The organism is Enterobacter asburiae (genome assembly GCF_001521715.1).
GTDB lineage: Bacteria > Pseudomonadota > Gammaproteobacteria > Enterobacterales > Enterobacteriaceae > Enterobacter > Enterobacter asburiae.
The window spans coordinates 4,480,969-4,499,208 of record NZ_CP011863.1 but is presented as its reverse complement, the minus strand read 5'-3'; the positions used below and the strand labels follow the sequence as shown (position 1 = coordinate 4,499,208).

Sequence of the window (18,240 nt, the reverse complement as noted above, 5' to 3'; positions counted from 1 at the left end):
GGCGGCTCCTTAGAAATAACCCTGACGTTTCTTCAGCTCCATGGAGCCTGCCTGGTCGCGGTCGATCACGCGCCCCTGTCGCTCGCTGGTGGTGGACACCAGCATCTCTTCGATGATCTCCGGCAGCGTCTGCGCGCTGGATTCCACCGCGCCGGTCAGCGGCCAGCAGCCGAGGGTACGGAAGCGCACCATCTGTTGTTTGATCACTTCGCCCGGCTGCAGGTCGATGCGATCGTCGTCGATCATCATCAGCATGCCGTCGCGCTCCAGCACCGGGCGCTCGGCGGCCAGATACAGCGGAACGATTTCGATGTTTTCCAGATAGATGTACTGCCAGATGTCCAGCTCGGTCCAGTTGGAGAGCGGGAAGACGCGAATGCTTTCGCCTTTGTTGATCTGACCGTTGTAGTTGTGCCACAGCTCCGGGCGCTGGTTTTTCGGATCCCAGCGGTGGAAGCGGTCGCGGAAGGAGTAGATACGCTCTTTGGCGCGGGATTTCTCCTCGTCACGGCGCGCGCCGCCGAAGGCCGCGTCAAAACCGTATTTGTTCAGCGCCTGCTTCAGCCCTTCAGTTTTCATGATATCGGTGTGCTTGGCGCTGCCGTGCACGAACGGGTTGATGCCCATCGCCACCCCTTCCGGGTTTTTATGCACCAGCAGCTCGCAGCCGTAGGCCTTCGCGGTACGGTCGCGGAACTCGTACATTTCGCGGAATTTCCAGCCGGTATCCACGTGCAGCAGCGGGAACGGCAGCGTGCCCGGATAAAACGCTTTACGCGCCAGATGCAGCATGACGCTGGAATCTTTACCGATGGAGTACATCATCACCGGGTTAGAAAACTCGGCGGCCACTTCGCGGATGATATGGATACTCTCCGCTTCGAGCTGCCGCAGGTGTGTAAGACGTTTTTGGTCCATAACCGTTCCTTAAGCCAAATTTACGACAGAAGAACCAAAGCCTTCTGTATCGGTTGTGTGTTGGAACCAGGCGAGCGTGCTGTGCAGCTGCACCACTTCACCCACCACGATCAGGGCGGGCATCGGGGCGTCTTTCGCCAGGGTTGCAAGATGTTCCAGCGTGCCCGTCGCAACGTGCTGATCGACGCGCGTGCCGCGAGAAATGACGGCAACGGGCGTCGTCGCCTCGCGACCGTGCTGAATAAGCTGTTCGCTGATATCCGCCGCCTTCATCGTGCCCATGTAGATCGCCAGCGTCTGGCGGCTCTGGGCGAGATGCGACCAGTCGAACGGCGTGCTGTCGGCCTTGTAGTGGCCAGTCACAAAGGTCACGCTCTGGGCGTAATCGCGGTGGGTCAACGGAATACCGGCGTAGGCCGTTACCGCAGAGGCCGCCGTGATGCCGGGCACCACCTGGAACGGAACGCCCGCTTCGGCTGCCGCCTGCAGCTCTTCGCCGCCGCGACCGAAAATGAACGGATCGCCCCCTTTCAGGCGCACCACGGTTTTACCCGCTTTGGCGGCGTCAACCAGCATCTGGTTGGTGTCGTGCTGCGGCACCGAGTGCTCGCCAGCCCGTTTGCCGACGCAGATTTGCTCCGCGTCGCGACGGATCAGCTCGCGCACGCCGTCGGTGACCAGATGGTCGTAGAACACCACGTCAGCGTCCTGCAGCACCTGCAGGCCGCGCAGCGTCAGAAGCCCGGCATCGCCCGGCCCTGCCCCCACCAGAATGATCTCCCCGCCCGTGCTGCCGGGGTTATCCAGTTCGTCCTCGAGGATTTTCTGCGCCGCCGTCTCATTACCGGCATGCATCAGGCTGGCAAAGCGGCCGCGAAACACGCGCTCCCAGAAGCGACGGCGTTCCGTCACGCTGGTCAGGCGCGTTTTCAGGTGGTTGCGCCAGAAGCTGGCTTTTTCCGCCATGCGCCCGAGGCTGGTCGGCAGCAGCGCTTCGATTTTTTCACGCAGCACGCGCGCCAGCACCGGTGCGGTACCGCCGGAGGAGATCGCCACCAGCAGCGGCGAACGGTCAACGATCGACGGAAAGATAAACGAGCATAACGGCTGGTCGTCCACCACGTTCACCAGGCGGTAACGGGCCTGAGCGGCGTCGGAAACCCGCCGGTTCAGGTCGCGATCTTCGGTCGCCGCAATTACCAGCACGACGCTGTCGATTTGTGATTCGTCAAAATCCGCTTCTGCCACTACCCGCACCTGCGCACCTGCGCGCTGCAAAAACGCGATTTTGCGATCGGCAATTTCACCCGTGCCAACAACCAGCACCGGCTTCTCTTTTATCGCGGCAAATAAGGGCAGATAGTCCACAAGCAACAACTCACTAACAACGAGGAATAAAGGGACTATAGGGGGCGGCTTAGACCGAATGAAATTACGAATTGGAATGAGTAGTTACTCAATGGAATAACGCCGTGAAAAAGCTAATACCAAAAAGTGCTTAACACGCGAAATATCGGGCATTTAAGAGCAATTCAAATTGTGTATGGGCGATCACAGTTTCATACTAGGCGGGTTAATATTTTGCTCTGTTTTTAAGGACTCACTATGTTTTCCGCAACGCGCCACCGTATTGCTGCCCTGGCGCTCGGCGTTTGCTTTATTCTTCCTGCCCAGGCAAAAAACCAACCTTATGGTGAAATCGCCACAATGCAGGCGCGGCATATTGCCACCGTCTTCCCTGGCCGCATGACCGGCTCGCCTGCGGAGATGCTCTCCGCGGACTATCTTCGCCAGCAGTTTGCCGGGATGGGCTACCAGAGCGATATCCGGTCGTTTCACAGCCGCTACGTCTATACCTCACGAAATAAAACGAAAAACTGGCATAACGTGACCGGCAGTACGGTTATCGCGGCGCATGAAGGTAGCGCGGCTGAACAAATCATTATTATGGCGCACCTTGATACCTACGCCCCGATGAGCGATGCCGATACGGATAACAACCTCGGTGGGCTGACGCTGCAGGGCATGGACGACAACGCGGCAGGCCTGGGCGTGATGCTCGAACTGGCCGAGCGGATGAAAGATATACCAACCCAGTATGGCATTCGTTTCGTGGCCACCAGCGGTGAAGAAGAGGGCAAACTCGGGGCTGAGAATCTCCTTAAACGCATGAGCGCTGAGGAGAAGAAAAATACGCTGCTGGTGATCAACCTCGATAACCTGATCGTCGGCGATAAGCTTTATTTCAACAGCGGGCAGAGTACGCCGGGTACCGTGCGGAAACTGACGCGCGACCGGGCGCTGGCGATTGCCCGCAGCCATGGCGTTTATGCCACCAGCAACCCCGGCGGTAACCCGGATTATCCGCGAGGAACGGGCTGCTGCAACGACGGGGAAGTGTTCGATAAGGCGGGCATTCCGGTGCTGTACGTGGAAGCGACAAACTGGGCACTGGGCAAAAAAGATGGCTATCAGCAGCGGGCTAAATCGAAAGCCTTCCCGGACGGGACAAGCTGGCACAACGTGATGCTGGATAATCAGCAGCACATTGATAGCGCGCTGCCGCAGCGGATTGAGCACCGCAGTCGTGATGTGGTTAAGGTCATGCTGCCGCTGGTGAAGGAGCTGGCGAAAGCGGGGAAAGCCTGAGGTTTTTAAGCATAGCGCGGCCTGATACCCTCACCCCAACCCTCTCCCACCGGGAGAGGGAGGATAAAGGATCACCCTTCGTGCAGCCCGCACTCGCGCTTCAGCCCAAAGAATCGCGTCTCTTCTTCCGCCATTCCCGGTTCCCATTTGCGCGTGGTGTGGGTGTCGCCCACCGACAGATAGCCCTGGTCCCACAGCGGATGGTACTTCAGCCCGTGCTTTTGCAGGTACTGATACACCGTCCGGTTATCCCAGTCGATAATCGGCAGCACTTTAAACACCCCGCGCTGGACCGCCAGCACCGGCAAGGTTGCACGGCTGCCGGACTGCTCGCGGCGTAGCCCCGCAAACCACGTCTGCGCATTGAGCTCTTTCAGCGCCCGGTTCATCGGCTCAACTTTGTTGATCTCATTGTATTTCTCAATGCCCTCAACGCCCTGCTCCCACAGCTTACCGTAGCGCGCCTCCTGCCAGGCCGCGCTTTCCGTCGCGCGGTACACTTTGAGGTTCAGCTTGAGCTTGTCCGTCAGCTCGTCAATAAACTGGTAAGTTTCCGGGAACAGGTAGCCGGTATCGGTGAGGATCACCGGAATGTCCGGACGGATCTGATTCACCAGATGCAGGCTGACCGCCGCCTGAATACCAAAGCTCGACGAGAGCACATAGTCTCCCGGCAGGTTTTCCAGCGCCCACGCCACGCGCCCTTCGGCGTCCAGCTTTTCAAGGTGGGCATTGGTTTCTGCCAGCGCCAGAATGCGTTCGACTTTTGGCAGGTCATTAAGGGCGTTTAGATCGAATACGGACATAGTTACCTCTCGTGGTTACTCCCAGAAATCCCTTGCGGGATCGAGCACCGGGCGAATGATGCCCGCACGCACCGTAAAGTCGCCGAAGCCTTCACCCGCTTCGCGCTCTTTCGCCCAGCGCCCGACAAGCTCGTCGATGGAATCAAGAATTTCCGGTTCCGTAATATTTTCACGGTACATACGCGGAATGCGCGTCCCCATACGGTTACCGCCAAGGTGCACGTTGTAACGACCCGGCGCTTTCCCGACCAGACCCAGCTCGGCCAGCATCGCGCGGCCGCAGCCGTTCGGGCAGCCGGTGACGCGCATAACAATATGCTCGTCCGGAATACCGTGTTTTTCCAGAATCGCCTCCACTTTGTCAGTGAATGACGGCAGGAAACGCTCCGCTTCGGCCATCGCCAGCGGGCAGGTCGGGAACGACACGCAGGCCATCGAGTTTTCACGCTGCGGTTTAACGGCATCCATTAACCCGTGATCGCGCGCCAGCTTCTCAATCTTCGCCTTCTGGCTCTCCGGCACGCCGGCAATAATGAGATTCTGGTTAGCGGTAATGCGGAACTCGCCTTTATGGATCTTAGCAATTTCCAGCAGACCGGTTTTCAGCGGACGGCCCGGATAATCCAGAATACGGCCGTTTTCGATAAACAGCGTCAGGTGCCATTTATTGTCGATACCCTTCACCCAGCCGATGCGATCGCCGCGACCGGTGAATTCGTAAGGGCGGATCGGCTCAAACTTGATGCCTGCACGACGCTCCACTTCCGCTTTGAACGTCTCCACACCCACGCGCTCCAGGGTGTATTTGGTTTTCGCGTTTTTACGGTCGGTACGGTTGCCCCAGTCGCGCTGGGTGGTCACTACCGCTTCCGCCACGGCCAGCGTGTGCTCCAGCGGCAGGAAGCCGAACTCGCTCGCGGTGCGGGCGTAGGTTTTCTTGTTACCGTGTTCAATGGACAGGCCGCCGCCCACCAGCAGGTTAAAGCCAATCAGCTTGCCGTTTTCAGCAATCGCCACGAAGTTCATGTCGTTGGCGTGCAGGTCGATATCGTTCTGCGGCGGGATCACCACCGTGGTTTTAAACTTACGCGGCAGATAGGTCTGGCCAAGGATCGGTTCCTCGTCCGTGGTCGCGACTTTTTCCTGATCGAGCCAAATCTCCGCATAGGCACGGGTGCGCGGCAGCAGGTGCTCAGAGATCTTCTTAGCCCACTCATAGGCTTCGGCGTGCAGCTCGGACTCATACGGGTTCGAGGTGCAAAGCACGTTACGGTTCATGTCGTTGGCGGTCGCCAGCGCGTCCAGCCCGACCGAGTGCAGCATCTGATGCACCGGCTTCACGTTCTTCTTCAGAATGCCGTGGAACTGGAAGGTCTGACGGTTGGTCAGGCGGATGCTGCCGTAAATCGTGTTTTCACCCGCGAACTTGTCGATCGCCTGCCACTGTTTGGTGGTGATCACCCCGCCCGGCAGACGGCAGCGCAGCAGCATCGCGTGACGCGGCTCCAGCTTCTGTTCGGCACGCTCGGCGCGGATGTCGCGATCGTCCTGCTGGTACATACCGTGGAAGCGGATCAGCAGGAAGTTGTCGCCTTTGAAGCCGCCGGTGAGACCGTCATTCAGATCTTCAGCAATGGTGCCGCGCAGATAGTTGCTTTCCAGCTTCATGCGCTCGGCGTCTGTCAGTTTACCTTCGACCACCAGTGGCCCTGGATGTTTTTCGCTCATTAGTAGACATCTCGCTGATAACGGCGCTCAACGCGCAGCTCACTTAAAAATTCATCCGCCGTTTCGGCATCCATACCGCCGAATTCGGCAATCACTTCCAGCAGTGCCTGCTCAACGTCTTTCGCCATGCGATTGGCGTCGCCGCAGACATAAATGTGGGCACCGTCATTGATCCAGCGCCACAGCTCTGCGCCCTGTTCGCGCAGTTTGTCTTGTACGTATACTTTTTCTTTCTGGTCGCGGGACCAGGCCAGATCGATGCGGGTCAGGACGCCTTCTTTAACATAGCGCTGCCATTCAACCTGGTAGAGGAAATCTTCAGTAAAGTGCGGGTTGCCGAAGAAGAGCCAGTTTTTACCCGGCGCTTCATCTGCCGCGCGCTGCTGCATAAAGGCGCGGAACGGCGCAATGCCGGTGCCTGGGCCAATCATGATGACCGGCGTTTCCGGGTTCGCAGGCAGGCGGAAGTTGTCGTTGTGCTCGATAAAGACGCGCACTTCGCCCTCTTCTTCGACGCGATCAGCCAGGAAGCTTGATGCCCCACCCGCACGGGCGCGGCCTTCGATGTCGTAGCGCACCACGCCGACGGTAACATGCACTTCACTCTCCACTTCGGCCTGCGAAGAGGCGATGGAGTACAGGCGCGGGGTCAGCGGACGCAGCAGGCCGATCAGCGCATCGGCATCCAGCTGAGCCGGAGAGAAACGCACCATATCGACAATTGGCGTCGTCGCGGCGTAATGCTGCAGCTTCGCTTTGTCGCCCACCAGCGGCAGCAGGGATTCGCTGCGCGTTAAGGTGGCATAATTTTCGACGATATTCGGGGTGTTCACCGTCAGTTCGAAATGCCACTGCAGCGCCTCTGAAAGCGGCTGGGTTTTGCCGTCAACGGTGACGGGCTCGTCACCCTTCAGCCACAGCAGCTCAACCAGCTCTTTCACCAGCGCCGGATCGTTCTGATACCAGATACCCAGCGCGTCGCCCGGCTGATAGCGCAGGCCAGAGTCGCCGAGATCGATTTCGATATGGCGCACGTCTTTTTCCGAATCGCGGCCGGTAATTTTCTGGTTCACCGACAGGCTCGCCGTCAGCGGCGCTTCTTTAGTGTACGGGCTGGTGTGAATGTCGTTGACGGCACCCGTCGCGGTGAAGGCGGCCTGCGCCGACGTCTCTTTCGGCACGCGCGCTTTCAACACCTCAACGATGCGCGCACGCCATTCGGCGGCGGCGGTCTGGTATTCAACATCCGCGTCAACGCGGTCCAGCAGCCGCTCCGCGCCCAGCTCCGCCAGCCTGCTGTCGAAGTCTTTACCGGACTGGCAGAAGAATTCATACGAGGTATCGCCAAGGCCAAATACGGCAAACGCCGTGCCGTCCAGCTTCGGCGCTTTTTTCGAGAACAGGAACTTATGCAGGGCCACCGCTTCTTCAGCAGGTTCACCTTCACCCTGCGTAGAGGCGACCACCACCAGCAGTTTTTCTGACGCGATTTGCTTAAATTTATAATCGCCGGCGTTGACCAGGTTTACGTTCAGTTTGGCGGCCAGCAGGTCGTCACGCAGCGCTTCGGCCACGCGGCGCGCATTGCCCGTCTGCGAGGCGGAAATCAGAGTAATGGCCGGAATTTCAACGGCCGTTACCGGTGCACCCGCCACAGCGCCAGGCTGCTGATTGAGCATTCCCCAGAAATAACCGGAGACCCAGGCAAGCTGAGTGGGAGAAAAATCAGAGGTGGCAGCCTGAAGGCGCGCCAGTTGCTCCGGATTAAGGGGAAGCAAATTTGAAGGTGGGGCCTGTGTTGTCATGCGTCGTTATGTTCCAGTAGCCAAGCGGACTTTAAGCGAATAAATCCAAACTGAAGATAAGGTTAACGGCGAGGATAATAACAATTAAAGAAGGGATGGAAATAATAAATAACCAAATGGACTAACCTGTTTTAGTTGTCATACTTAACGATAAAACCGATTAATTAACTCTCTGAAAATTATCGATAAAAACAACAAAAAACGCCTGTTAACGAGACGTCAGGCTTCAGAGCCGTTTTAGTTAATGCTAAAAATTGTGCTTTCCGGTACTATGCGGCGGTTTTTTCCGCATTACTGAGAGCGATCATGTCCACCACACTGTTTAAAGATTTCACCTTCGAAGCCGCCCACCACCTTCCGCATGTCCCAGAAGGGCATAAATGCGGCCGTCTGCACGGGCATTCGTTCATGGTGCGTCTTGAGATCACCGGTGAAGTTGATCCGCATACCGGTTGGATCATGGATTTTGCCGAGCTGAAGGCGGCGTTTAAGCCGACCTACGATCGTCTGGATCATTACTATCTGAATGATATCCCGGGCCTTGAGAACCCGACCAGCGAAGTGCTGGCAAAATGGATTTGGGATCAGATGAAGCCGCTGGTGCCGCTGCTGAGCGCGGTGATGATCAAAGAGACCTGTACCGCTGGCTGTATCTATCGCGGGGAGTGATGCTTGCCGGGTGGCGCTGACGCTTACCCGGCCTACAAGAGCCTCGAACCGTAGGCCCGGTAAGCGCTAGCGCCACCGGGCTTTTTTATGCAATATTCAGGTACTTATGCGTCTGCATCGACAGGCGCCAGTTGCGCGCAATACAGGTTTCAATGCACAGGCGCGTCGCGTCGTCTTTCTGGCTGATCGGCTGTAGCGCAATGACGCGCTGCTTTTCATCCGTCAGCGTTGCCAGCAGTTCATCCAGCGCTTCGATATCACGCACGCGCCCTACCGGGTGCTTAATCTCATCTGCGCGTTCCAGCGCCTGAGACAGCACGTCATACCCGCCGCGCATATTCACTTTTGGCGATACCGTCACCCAGGTCGTGTGTGAACAGCGCACTTCATGGGTGCCGCTGGTTTCAATCTGGCAGCTGTAGCCGTTCTTTTCGAGCAGCTCGGTCAGCGGCGTCAGATCGTGGATGCAGGGTTCACCGCCGGTGATGACCACGTGGCGCGCCGTCCAGCCCTGACGACCAATAATGGCCAGCAGATCTTCTGAACTGCCCGCGCCCCACTTATCGCTCTCTTTGGTTTTCGCCAGTATGCTAAACAGCGACACTTCCCGATCTGCGAGCTTATCCCACGTATGTTTGGTATCACACCAGGCACAGCCAACCGGGCATCCCTGTAAACGAATGAAAATAGCGGGAACGCCGGTAAAGTAACCCTCGCCTTGCAGGGTCTGGAACATCTCGTTAATCGGGTACTGCATAGTCATCTCAGTAAAGGGGATAAACGATAAGTATCGCAGATCCCCGCCGGATGGTCATGCTCCATCGGTGCTTTGCGCGCCAATCGCCGCCATAAAACGCTCGGTAATTTGCTGTGGACGGGTGATCGCGCCGCCGACGACGACCGTATTCGCGCCCAGCGCCAGGCATCTGGCCGCGCGTTCAGGCGTATCCACGTTGCCTTCGGCAATCACCGGAACCGTCACGGCGGCCAGCACGGCCTTCAGGAACGCGCAGTCGTTCTCCGGAAGCGAATGGCCCGCCGTTTCCGCCGTATAGCCGTAAAGCGTGGTGCCGACGCAGTTAAAGCCAAGCGCCTGCGCCGTCACGGCTTCGCCCACGGTGGAAATATCCGCCATCAGCAGTACCGAGGGGTAGCGCGAGCGGATGCGCGCGACCAGCGTTTCCAGGGATTCTCCACCGGGACGCTCGCGCGCCGTCGCATCAAGCGCAATGATTTCCGGAGAGGTGGCCATGAGCTCATCCACCTCTTTCATCGTGGCGGTGATAAACACCTCGCTTTCCGGGTAATCCCGTTTGATGATGCCGATAACAGGCAAAGAGACCTGCTGCTTAATGGCCTCAATATCCACTACGCTATTGGCACGAATGGCAGCGGCTCCGCCCTGCGCCGCCGCCAGCGCCATCCGCGACATAATAAACGGGCTGTGCAGCGGTTCATTTCCCAGCGCCTGACAGGAGACGACCAGTTTTCCCTTCAGGTTATCCAGTACAGTTTTCATTACGATAAGATCTCTTCCACTTCGTTTTTGATAATCGTGACGTGCGGGCCATAAATGACCTGAACACCGTTACCGCGCACGATGACGCCGCGCGCGCCGGTGGCTTTCAGCGCCGCGTCATTCACTTTGCTGCCGTCCTTCACCGTGACGCGAAGACGCGTGGCGCAGCAGTCCACCTCTTCCAGATTCTCTTTTCCGCCTAATCCCGCGATCACCGCAACGGCGCGCTCGCTCTGCGAGAAGGTCACCTCATTGGCCATCGCCTCCTTTTCCCGACCCGGCGTGGCGAAATCAAATCGGTTAATCAGGTAGCGGAAGGTGAAGTAGTAAAGGAAGAACCACGGCACGCCGACCAGCGGAACGAACATCCAGTTGGTTTTGGCCTCCCCCTGCAAAATGCCGAACAGCACGAAGTCGATAAAACCGCCGGAGAAGGTTTGCCCGATGGTGATATGCAGCATGTGCGCGAGCATGAACGCCAGCCCGTCAAACAGCGCATGAATGACGTAAAGCACCGGCGCAATAAACAGGAAGGAGAACTCGATAGGCTCGGTAATCCCGGTCAGGAACGAGGTTAGCGCCGCAGAGAGCAGCAGCCCTGCAACGCGCTTTTTGTTCTCCGGTTTTGCCGTGTGGTACATCGCCAGACACGCGCCGAGCAGGCCAAACATCATCGTAATAAAGCGCCCGGACATGAAGCGCGACGTGCCCTCATAGAAATGCTGCGTGTTCGGGTCGGCCAGCTGGGCGAAGAAGATCCGCTGTGTGCCTTCGACGAGGTGACCGTTAACAATCTCACTGCCGCCGAGCGCGGTAGTCCAGAACGGCAGATAGAAGATGTGGTGCAAACCAAACGGGCCCAGCATGCGTAAAATGAAGCCGTACAGCAGGGTGCCCAGATAGCCGGTGGCATCCACCAGCCCGCCGAGACCAAAAATCAGTTTCTGGAAATGCGGCCAGACCACGGTCATGAGCGCGCCGACGAGTATCGCCGCCAGCGAGCTGATTATGGGAACAAAGCGCGAGCCGCCAAAGAACCCGAGGAACTGCGGAAGCGCAATTTTATTAAACCGATGATGGAGCGTGCAGGTCACCAGACCAATCACCACGCCGCCAAACACGCCGGTTTCCAGCGTCTGGATCCCCAGCGTTATGCCCTGCCCCACAGCGCCCGGGTTCTCGTGCGCCAGTTTGCCGGTGAGGATCAGCAGCGCGTTGATGGTGGCATTCATTACCAGAAACGCGAGCAGCGCCGCCAGCCCAGCCGTGCCCTTATCGCTTTTTGCCAACCCGACGGCAACCCCAACTGCAAACAGCACCGAGAGGTTTGCAAACACGATTGAACCGGCGCTGCTCATGATGGTGAAAATGGCCTGAAGCCAGCCCACGTCTAAAAACGGATAAGCCGCCAGCGTATTGGGATTCGATAACGCGCCGCCTATCCCCAGCAGCAGGCCCGCCGCGGGCAGCACGGCGATAGGCAACATAAAGGATTTACCAAAGCGCTGCGCTTTTTCAAACCATCCCCCCGAAGAAGCGCCACTGAACATTTGCATCATTTTTTCATCTCCCCATTAAACGATGAAAATTTTTACCATATAAATTACACACAGTGAAAATTATCATCAAAAACCAGGAAGCCGATCATACTTTTTCAAAATGACTGGCATCTTTCCCCTCCTTTCCGCCACACTAGTCGCAGCGAAACACATTAAGGACGTGGCATGTCGGACCATGAAAATCTGCTGCTGAAGCTCCGCCAGGAGGCTTCCGGGTACAGCCCAACACAACAAAAACTCGGCGAGTTTGTCCTCAGCGATCCTGCCCGGGTGCTCTACCTGACGATCACTGAACTGGCGCGCGAGAGCCACACCAGCGAGGCAAGCGTCACGCGCCTTTGCCGGACGCTGGGCTGCAAGGGCTATAACGAATTTAAAATGGCGCTTGCGCTGGATATTCAGCAGGGCCAGCCCGCGCGTCAGGCGGGGGATGAGATTGATAACGTCGTGGATGAGTCGGTTCAGGCTTTGCAGGATACCGCCAGACTCCTCGACCGCAGGCTGCTTGAAAAGGCGGCGCTGGCGCTGCATCAGGCGCAATCCGTGCAGATTTATGGCGTTGCGGCCAGCGCGATCCTCGGGGAGTATCTGCATTACAAGCTGCTACGGCTGGGCAAACCCGCACAGCTGTTTAGCGATATGCACCGCGCGGCCATGAATGCGACAACGCTTTCGAAAGAGACGCTGGTCGTGGCCATCTCCAGCTCGGGTTCAACGCGGGATTTACTCCACGTGGTGAAGCTTGCCCGCAAGCGCGGCGTTAAGGTTCTTGCTCTCAGCAATACGCCCCGCAGCCCGCTGGCCTCTCTGAGCGACATGCAGCTGGTTGCCGCCAAACCAGAAGGCCCTCTAAGTGCAGGCTCGCTCAATGCTAAGGTTGGAGTCATGCTGCTGGTCGAGCTGTTGACCACGTCCATGATTGCGCTGGATGGTCATTACGGCGACGTTAGTCAACAAACCGCCAGCGCCACGCTTCCCCTTTTGCTCTGAAAAACATTCGCAGGCTAAATAAATCGGCCTGCGACTTATGTTGTCTGATTTGAGTTAAGTGGTATTTAAAACATTTATTCGATAAATGTTTGGTGTAACAAATTATTATATTTATTACATTTTGAATTACGTTCACCATTCGGCGCAGACCTCATAAAAATATTTAAATTCAGATAGTTAAAATTTAAATTTTAATAGAGTGAATTTTTACCCTTGCGATAATGTCCAATATCTCCACCTGATTTCCTTTCCTTAAAATAAGCTTAAGACGCCATTGATTTCGGCGTTTTATTATTTAAATACCGTTTACTTTTGCACGCCTACAATCCGCCTCATCAATCATAATGAGACGGTATTAATGAAGATGTTATTGATTACAGGCGTGACCGGATTTCTGGGCGGTGCAGTTCTTGAAAAAATCCTGACCAGCGATCAACCCGCAAAACTCCTTTTGCTTGCGCGCGCCAGCGATCCGCAGAGCGGGCTGGAGCGCGTGCTGGAGAACATGCGCAAGTTCAACGTTCCCGAGGACAAACTGGCCTCCCTGAAGGTGGATAATATCCTGATTGGCGACCTCAGCCAGCCTGAAGCCTTTCTGAGCGATCCCCGTCTGGATCGGGTCACGCACGTGGTTAACTGTGCGGCCGTCGCCTCATTTGGTAATAACCCGCTGATCTGGAAGGTCAACGTTGAAGGTACGCTCGCGCTGGCGCGCCGTATGGAGCAGGTTACAGGACTGCAGCGTTTCCTCCACGTCGGCACAGCAATGTCATGCACGCCGGAGCAGGATTCACTGGTCGCCGAAAGCGCTGAATTCAGAGAGAATGCTGAACACCTGGTGGAATACACGTTTTCGAAGTCAACCATCGAACAGCTGATGCGCCAGGAGTGTCCGAACCTGCCGCTGCTCATCGCCCGTCCGTCCATCGTCGTCGGCCATACCCGTCACGGCTGCACGCCGTCGAGCAGCATTTTCTGGGTCTTTAGCATGGGCCTGATGCTGCAGAAGTTTATGTGCTCAATGGAAGACAGGATCGACGTTGTTCCGGTGGATTATTGCGCCGACGCGATGTTAATGCTGCTCAACAGCAACGCTCGTCCGGGAGAAGTGGTACATATTTCTGCGGGAGAAGAGAACAGCGTTCGCTTTGCGGATATCGATCAGGCAATGGCGCAGGCGCTGGAGAAAGCCCCCGTCGGGGATAAATATGCGCAGGTCAGCTACGAAACGCTGGTAAGAATGCGCCGCGAGCTGAAACATATTTTTGGGCCGTGCAACGAACGTCTGATGCTGAAAGCTATGCGTTTATACGGTGCGTTTGCCACGCTTAACGTGCGCTTCAGCAACGATAAGCTGCTGAGCATGGGGATGCCGAAGCCACCCCGGTTTACGGATTACATCGCCCGCTGCGTGCAAACCACCCAGGGGCTGACCATTCCGGAGCAAATGGCGGTCGATTTTAAATAGCCAAAAAAAATGCCAGTCATTCGACTGGCATTTTCATTTTAAGGCTTATGCAATTATGCCTGGCCTTTGATCTCTTTCAGACCGTTGTATGGTGCTTTTTCGCCCAGCGCTTCTTCGATACGAATCAGCTGGTTGTATTTAGCAACACGGTCAGAACGGCTCATAGAACCGGTTTTGATCTGGCCTGCAGCGGTACCCACAGCCAGGTCGGCAATGGTAGCGTCTTCAGTTTCGCCAGAACGGTGAGAGATAACAGCGGTGTAGCCAGCGTCTTTCGCCATTTTGATCGCAGCCAGAGTTTCGGTCAGAGAACCGATCTGGTTGAATTTGATCAGGATGGAGTTAACGATGCCTTTCTCGATGCCTTCTTTCAGGATCTTGGTGTTGGTTACGAACAGGTCGTCACCAACCAGCTGGATTTTGTCGCCCAGTACTTTAGTCTGGTATGCGAAGCCAGCCCAGTCAGACTCGTCCAGACCGTCTTCGATAGACACGATTGGGTACTGTTTGGTCAGGTCTTCCAGGAAGTGAGTGAACTCTTCGGAGGTGAACGCTTTGTTGCCTTCGCCAGCCAGAACGTATTTACCGTCTTTGTAGAATTCAGATGCTGCACAGTCCATCGCCAGGGTGATGTCTTTGCCCAGCTCGTAGCCAGCAGCTTTTACTGCTTCTGCGATAACAGCCAGTGCTTCTGCGTTAGAACCCAGGTTTGGCGCATAGCCACCTTCGTCACCCACAGCAGTGTTCATACCTTTAGCTTTCAGAACTTTAGCCAGGTTGTGGAACACTTCAGAACCCATACGTACCGCTTCTTTCAGGGATTTCGCGCCAACTGGCTGAATCATGAATTCCTGAATATCAACGTTGTTGTCTGCGTGCTCACCACCGTTGATGATGTTCATCATTGGTACAGGCATGGAGTATTTGCCTGGGGTGCCGTTCAGTTCAGCGATGTGCTCGAACAGTGGCATACCTTTCGCAGCAGCAGCCGCTTTGGCGTTCGCCAGGGAAACTGCCAGGATTGCGTTCGCACCGAAGTTAGATTTGTTTTCAGTACCGTCCAGATCGATCATGATCTTGTCGATGCCAGCCTGGTCTTTGGCGTCTTTGCCAAGGATTGCCTGAGCAATAGGACCGTTTACAGCGCCAACCGCTTTCAGTACGCCTTTGCCCAGGAAGCGGGATTTGTCGCCATCGCGCAGTTCCAGCGCTTCGCGAGAACCAGTAGAAGCGCCTGATGGAGCAGCAGCCATACCAACGAAACCACCTTCCAGGTGAACTTCGGCTTCAACGGTCGGGTTACCACGGGAGTCGATGATTTCACGACCGATGACTTTAACGATTTTGGACATTAGATTTTCCTCAGTACAAGTTAAACTAAAACTCCAGACAAACAACGCGTACCAAAGGTACGCGTTGCCGTTCTAACTTTTTTTACTTCGCCTGACGCTTCTGGTAGTCGCTGGCGGCCTTCACGAAGCCTGCAAACAGCGGATGCCCGTCACGTGGCGTTGAAGTAAATTCCGGGTGGAACTGGCAGGCGACAAACCACGGATGGTTTGGCACTTCAATGATCTCGACTAACTGATCATCCCCGGAGCGGCCCGCAACACGCAGGCCCGCGGCTTCAATAGGTTTCAACAACATGTTGTTGACTTCATAGCGGTGACGATGGCGCTCGGTGATGACCGGCTCGCCATACAGCTTGCGAACCACGCTATCGTCAGACAGCTGGCAGGCCTGTGCGCCAAGACGCATGGTGCCACCCAGATCGCTCTTCTCGGTACGGACTTCGACGTTACCTTCTTCGTCACGCCATTCAGTGATAAGCGCCACAACAGGGTACTTACAGTCTGGCACAAATTCCGTAGAGTTCGCGTTTTCCATTCCCGCTACGTTGCGCGCAAATTCGATCAGCGCAACCTGCATACCCAGACAGATGCCGAGGTATGGAATATTGTTTTCACGCGCATAGCGCGCGGTGGCGATCTTGCCTTCAACACCACGGTAGCCGAAGCCGCCAGGGATGAGGATAGCATCCAGATCTTTCAGGATTTCAACGCCACGCGTTTCAACATCCTGCGAATCAATCAGCTTGATGTTCACGGAAACACGGTTCTTCAGACCACCGTGTTTCAGCGCTTCGATCACTGACTTATAGGCATCCGGCAGTTCAATGTATTTGCCGACCATACCGATAGTCACTTCGCCTGCCGGGTTGGCTTCTTCATAAATAACCTGTTCCCATTCAGACAGGTTCGCTTCCGGACAGTTCAAGCTGAATCGTTTACAAATATAATCGTCCAGGCCCTGAGATTTCAACAGGCCCGGGATTTTATAAATGGAATCGACATCTTTCATTGAAATAACGGCTTTTTCAGGCACGTTACAGAACAATGCAATTTTCGCACGTTCGTTCGCCGGAACCGCACGATCGGAGCGGCAAACCAGGATATCTGGCTGAATACCAATGGAGAGCAGCTCTTTCACAGAGTGCTGAGTCGGCTTGGTTTTCACTTCACCAGCGGCGGCCATGTACGGCACCAGTGTCAGGTGCATGAACAGCGCGTGCTCACGGCCAATATCTACCGCCAGCTGACGAATCGCTTCCAGGAATGGCAGGGATTCGATATCACCCACGGTACCGCCGATTTCAACCAGCACCACGTCGTGGCCTTCGCCACCCGCAACAATGCGTTCTTTGATTGCGTTAGTGATGTGCGGGATAACCTGAACGGTTGCACCCAGGTAGTCACCACGGCGCTCTTTACGCAGAACGTCGGAGTAGATGCGGCCAGTCGTGAAGTTGTTACGACGGGTCATTTTGGTGCGGATGAAACGCTCGTAGTGGCCAAGATCCAGATCGGTTTCAGCGCCGTCTTCAGTAACGAACACTTCCCCGTGTTGGATTGGGCTCATGGTGCCCGGATCGACGTTGATGTACGGATCCAGTTTCATCATGGTCACATTGAGGCCACGGGCTTCAAGAATGGCTGCGAGGGAGGCTGCGGCAATGCCTTTACCCAGAGAGGATACGACCCCGCCGGTCACAAAAATATAGTTCGTTGTCATGCTGAACCTGAGAAGTTAGGGTGAAACGATGGAATAACCAGGACGGGAAAGTAGTATACCCGAACACGGCGAGCGCCACAAACTTTCATTCTCCGTCTCCATTCCAAGCCATGACAAACATAAGGAGTGAGAAAATAGCCCCTTTTGGGTAAATGTTTTTGACGCAAATCAAGCGCTTGTCATTTAAAAAATCACACAAATTGCGCTTGATCGCAAAATCTCGTTAGAGATCAGATTCCTGGCGCTTTACTTCCTGCCAGACTTCTTCCATTGCCTCGAGGTCAATTCCGCTCATTTCCAGGCCTCGCGAGGCGACAATCCGCTCAACTTCGCGAAAGCGTCGTTCGAATTTTAGGTTGGCTTTTTGCAGGGCGGTTTCCGCTTTTACACCCAGATGGCGAGAAAGGTTGACGGTCGCAAACAGCAGGTCACCCATCTCTTCCTCAAGCTTTGCTTCATCCACTACCGCCTGCTGCGCTTCGTGCATGACTTCGTCAATCTCTTCGTGCACTTTATCCAGCACCGGGCCGAGGGAGGTCCAGTCAAAACCGACGGCGGAACAGCGCTTCTGGATTTTATGCGCGCGCATCAGCGCGGGCAGGCTCAGCGGAATATCATCCAGCGCCGAGTGCTGGGATTTTTCCGCTCGCTCGGCGCTTTTGATCTGCTCCCAGCGGGCCAGCACCTCCGCGCTGTTCCCTGCGGTGGCATCGCCGAAGATATGGGGATGACGGCGCTCAAGCTTGTCGCTGATGGCAGCGCAGATATCGTCAAAGTTAAAGCGCCCCTCTTCCTGCGCCATTTGCGCATAGAACACCACCTGGAACAGCAGATCGCCCAGCTCGCCGCGCAGGTCGTCAAAATCTTCGCGGGAAATGGCGTCCAGCACCTCGTAGGTCTCTTCAAGGGTATACGGGGCGATGGTGGCGAAAGTCTGCTCTTTGTCCCACGGGCAGCCGTTTTCCGGGTCGCGCAGGCGTTTCATGATGCCGAGCAGGCGGTCGATTTGAGTCATAGTGTTTTCCATTAAAAAAACAAGCCGGGTGGCGGCAAAGCC

Annotated in this window: 15 protein-coding genes; 4 read left to right on the top strand and 11 right to left on the bottom strand. The window is 56.0% G+C overall.

Annotated features, from left to right (window positions below; all coding sequences use genetic code 11):
• Positions 1–9 precede the first annotated feature (9 nt).
• Complete coding sequence (gene cysD / locus ACJ69_RS21885) at positions 10–918, bottom strand: sulfate adenylyltransferase subunit CysD (RefSeq protein WP_010434549.1); 909 nt, start codon at positions 916–918, stop codon at positions 10–12.
• A 9-nt stretch (positions 919–927) separates the two neighbouring features.
• Positions 928–2,286: a siroheme synthase CysG gene (cysG, locus tag ACJ69_RS21880; protein ID WP_059347751.1), complete on the bottom strand. Its 1,359-nt coding sequence runs from the start codon at positions 2,284–2,286 to the stop codon at positions 928–930.
• Between the two features lie 237 nt (positions 2,287–2,523).
• Here cysG and ACJ69_RS21875 point away from each other — a divergent pair, with 237 nt between their 5' ends.
• A complete protein-coding gene (locus ACJ69_RS21875) occupies positions 2,524–3,567 on the top strand; it encodes an aminopeptidase (protein WP_047646260.1) in 1,044 nt (347 codons plus the stop codon).
• Positions 3,568–3,638: 71 nt separating this feature from the next.
• Here ACJ69_RS21875 and cysH read toward each other — a convergent pair whose 3' ends face one another.
• Genes cysH through cysJ form a run of 3 tightly spaced genes read right to left on the bottom strand, consistent with a single transcriptional unit; the run spans position 3,639 to position 7,906 of the window.
• Complete coding sequence (gene cysH, locus ACJ69_RS21870) at positions 3,639–4,373, bottom strand: phosphoadenosine phosphosulfate reductase (protein ID WP_059347750.1); 735 nt, start codon at positions 4,371–4,373, stop codon at positions 3,639–3,641.
• A 15-nt stretch (positions 4,374–4,388) separates the two neighbouring features.
• Positions 4,389–6,101 (bottom strand): assimilatory sulfite reductase (NADPH) hemoprotein subunit, encoded by a 1,713-nt coding sequence (cysI, locus tag ACJ69_RS21865; RefSeq protein ID WP_059347749.1) that lies wholly within the window; start codon positions 6,099–6,101, stop codon positions 4,389–4,391.
• Entirely contained in the window at positions 6,101–7,906 is a 1,806-nt protein-coding gene (cysJ, locus tag ACJ69_RS21860) for an NADPH-dependent assimilatory sulfite reductase flavoprotein subunit (protein WP_047173513.1), read from the bottom strand. The genes cysI and cysJ overlap by 1 nt, the downstream gene beginning before the upstream one ends.
• Before the next feature lie 306 nt (positions 7,907–8,212).
• Here cysJ and queD point away from each other — a divergent pair, with 306 nt between their 5' ends.
• Positions 8,213–8,575, top strand: a complete 363-nt coding sequence (queD, locus tag ACJ69_RS21855; RefSeq protein ID WP_023309002.1) for a 6-carboxytetrahydropterin synthase QueD — start codon at positions 8,213–8,215, stop codon at positions 8,573–8,575.
• Between the two features lie 85 nt (positions 8,576–8,660).
• Here queD and queE read toward each other — a convergent pair whose 3' ends face one another.
• The 3 genes from queE to ACJ69_RS21840 are packed head-to-tail and all read right to left on the bottom strand — an operon-like array spanning position 8,661 to position 11,653.
• Positions 8,661–9,332: a 7-carboxy-7-deazaguanine synthase QueE gene (gene queE / locus ACJ69_RS21850; protein WP_023333236.1), complete on the bottom strand. Its 672-nt coding sequence runs from the start codon at positions 9,330–9,332 to the stop codon at positions 8,661–8,663.
• 54 nt (positions 9,333–9,386) lie between these two features.
• Complete coding sequence (locus tag ACJ69_RS21845; RefSeq protein WP_054829527.1) at positions 9,387–10,094, bottom strand: N-acetylmannosamine-6-phosphate 2-epimerase; 708 nt, start codon at positions 10,092–10,094, stop codon at positions 9,387–9,389.
• On the bottom strand, positions 10,094–11,653 hold the full coding sequence (locus ACJ69_RS21840; RefSeq protein ID WP_059347748.1) for a PTS transporter subunit EIIC: 1,560 nt from the start codon (positions 11,651–11,653) through the stop codon (positions 10,094–10,096). Before ACJ69_RS21840 ends, ACJ69_RS21845 begins: the two co-directional genes overlap by 1 nt.
• Before the next feature lie 165 nt (positions 11,654–11,818).
• On the opposite strand from ACJ69_RS21840, the gene ACJ69_RS21835 reads away from it, so the two are divergent.
• Both ACJ69_RS21835 and ACJ69_RS21830 read left to right on the top strand, forming a co-directional pair.
• Positions 11,819–12,643, top strand: a complete 825-nt coding sequence (locus tag ACJ69_RS21835) for a MurR/RpiR family transcriptional regulator (RefSeq protein ID WP_047646266.1) — start codon at positions 11,819–11,821, stop codon at positions 12,641–12,643.
• A gap of 358 nt (positions 12,644–13,001) precedes the next feature.
• On the top strand, positions 13,002–14,111 hold the full coding sequence (locus tag ACJ69_RS21830) for an SDR family oxidoreductase (RefSeq protein ID WP_059347747.1): 1,110 nt from the start codon (positions 13,002–13,004) through the stop codon (positions 14,109–14,111).
• Between the two features lie 53 nt (positions 14,112–14,164).
• Here ACJ69_RS21830 and eno read toward each other — a convergent pair whose 3' ends face one another.
• From eno to mazG, 3 genes are all read right to left on the bottom strand, one after another.
• The gene (eno, locus tag ACJ69_RS21825) at positions 14,165–15,463 is read right to left on the bottom strand and encodes a phosphopyruvate hydratase (protein WP_023309012.1); all 1,299 of its coding nucleotides are present in this window, start codon (positions 15,461–15,463) and stop codon (positions 14,165–14,167) included.
• A gap of 82 nt (positions 15,464–15,545) precedes the next feature.
• The gene (gene pyrG / locus ACJ69_RS21820; protein ID WP_023309013.1) at positions 15,546–17,183 is read right to left on the bottom strand and encodes a glutamine hydrolyzing CTP synthase; all 1,638 of its coding nucleotides are present in this window, start codon (positions 17,181–17,183) and stop codon (positions 15,546–15,548) included.
• 223 nt (positions 17,184–17,406) lie between these two features.
• The gene (gene mazG, locus ACJ69_RS21815) at positions 17,407–18,198 is read right to left on the bottom strand and encodes a nucleoside triphosphate pyrophosphohydrolase (protein ID WP_023333241.1); all 792 of its coding nucleotides are present in this window, start codon (positions 18,196–18,198) and stop codon (positions 17,407–17,409) included.
• Positions 18,199–18,240 lie beyond the last annotated feature (42 nt).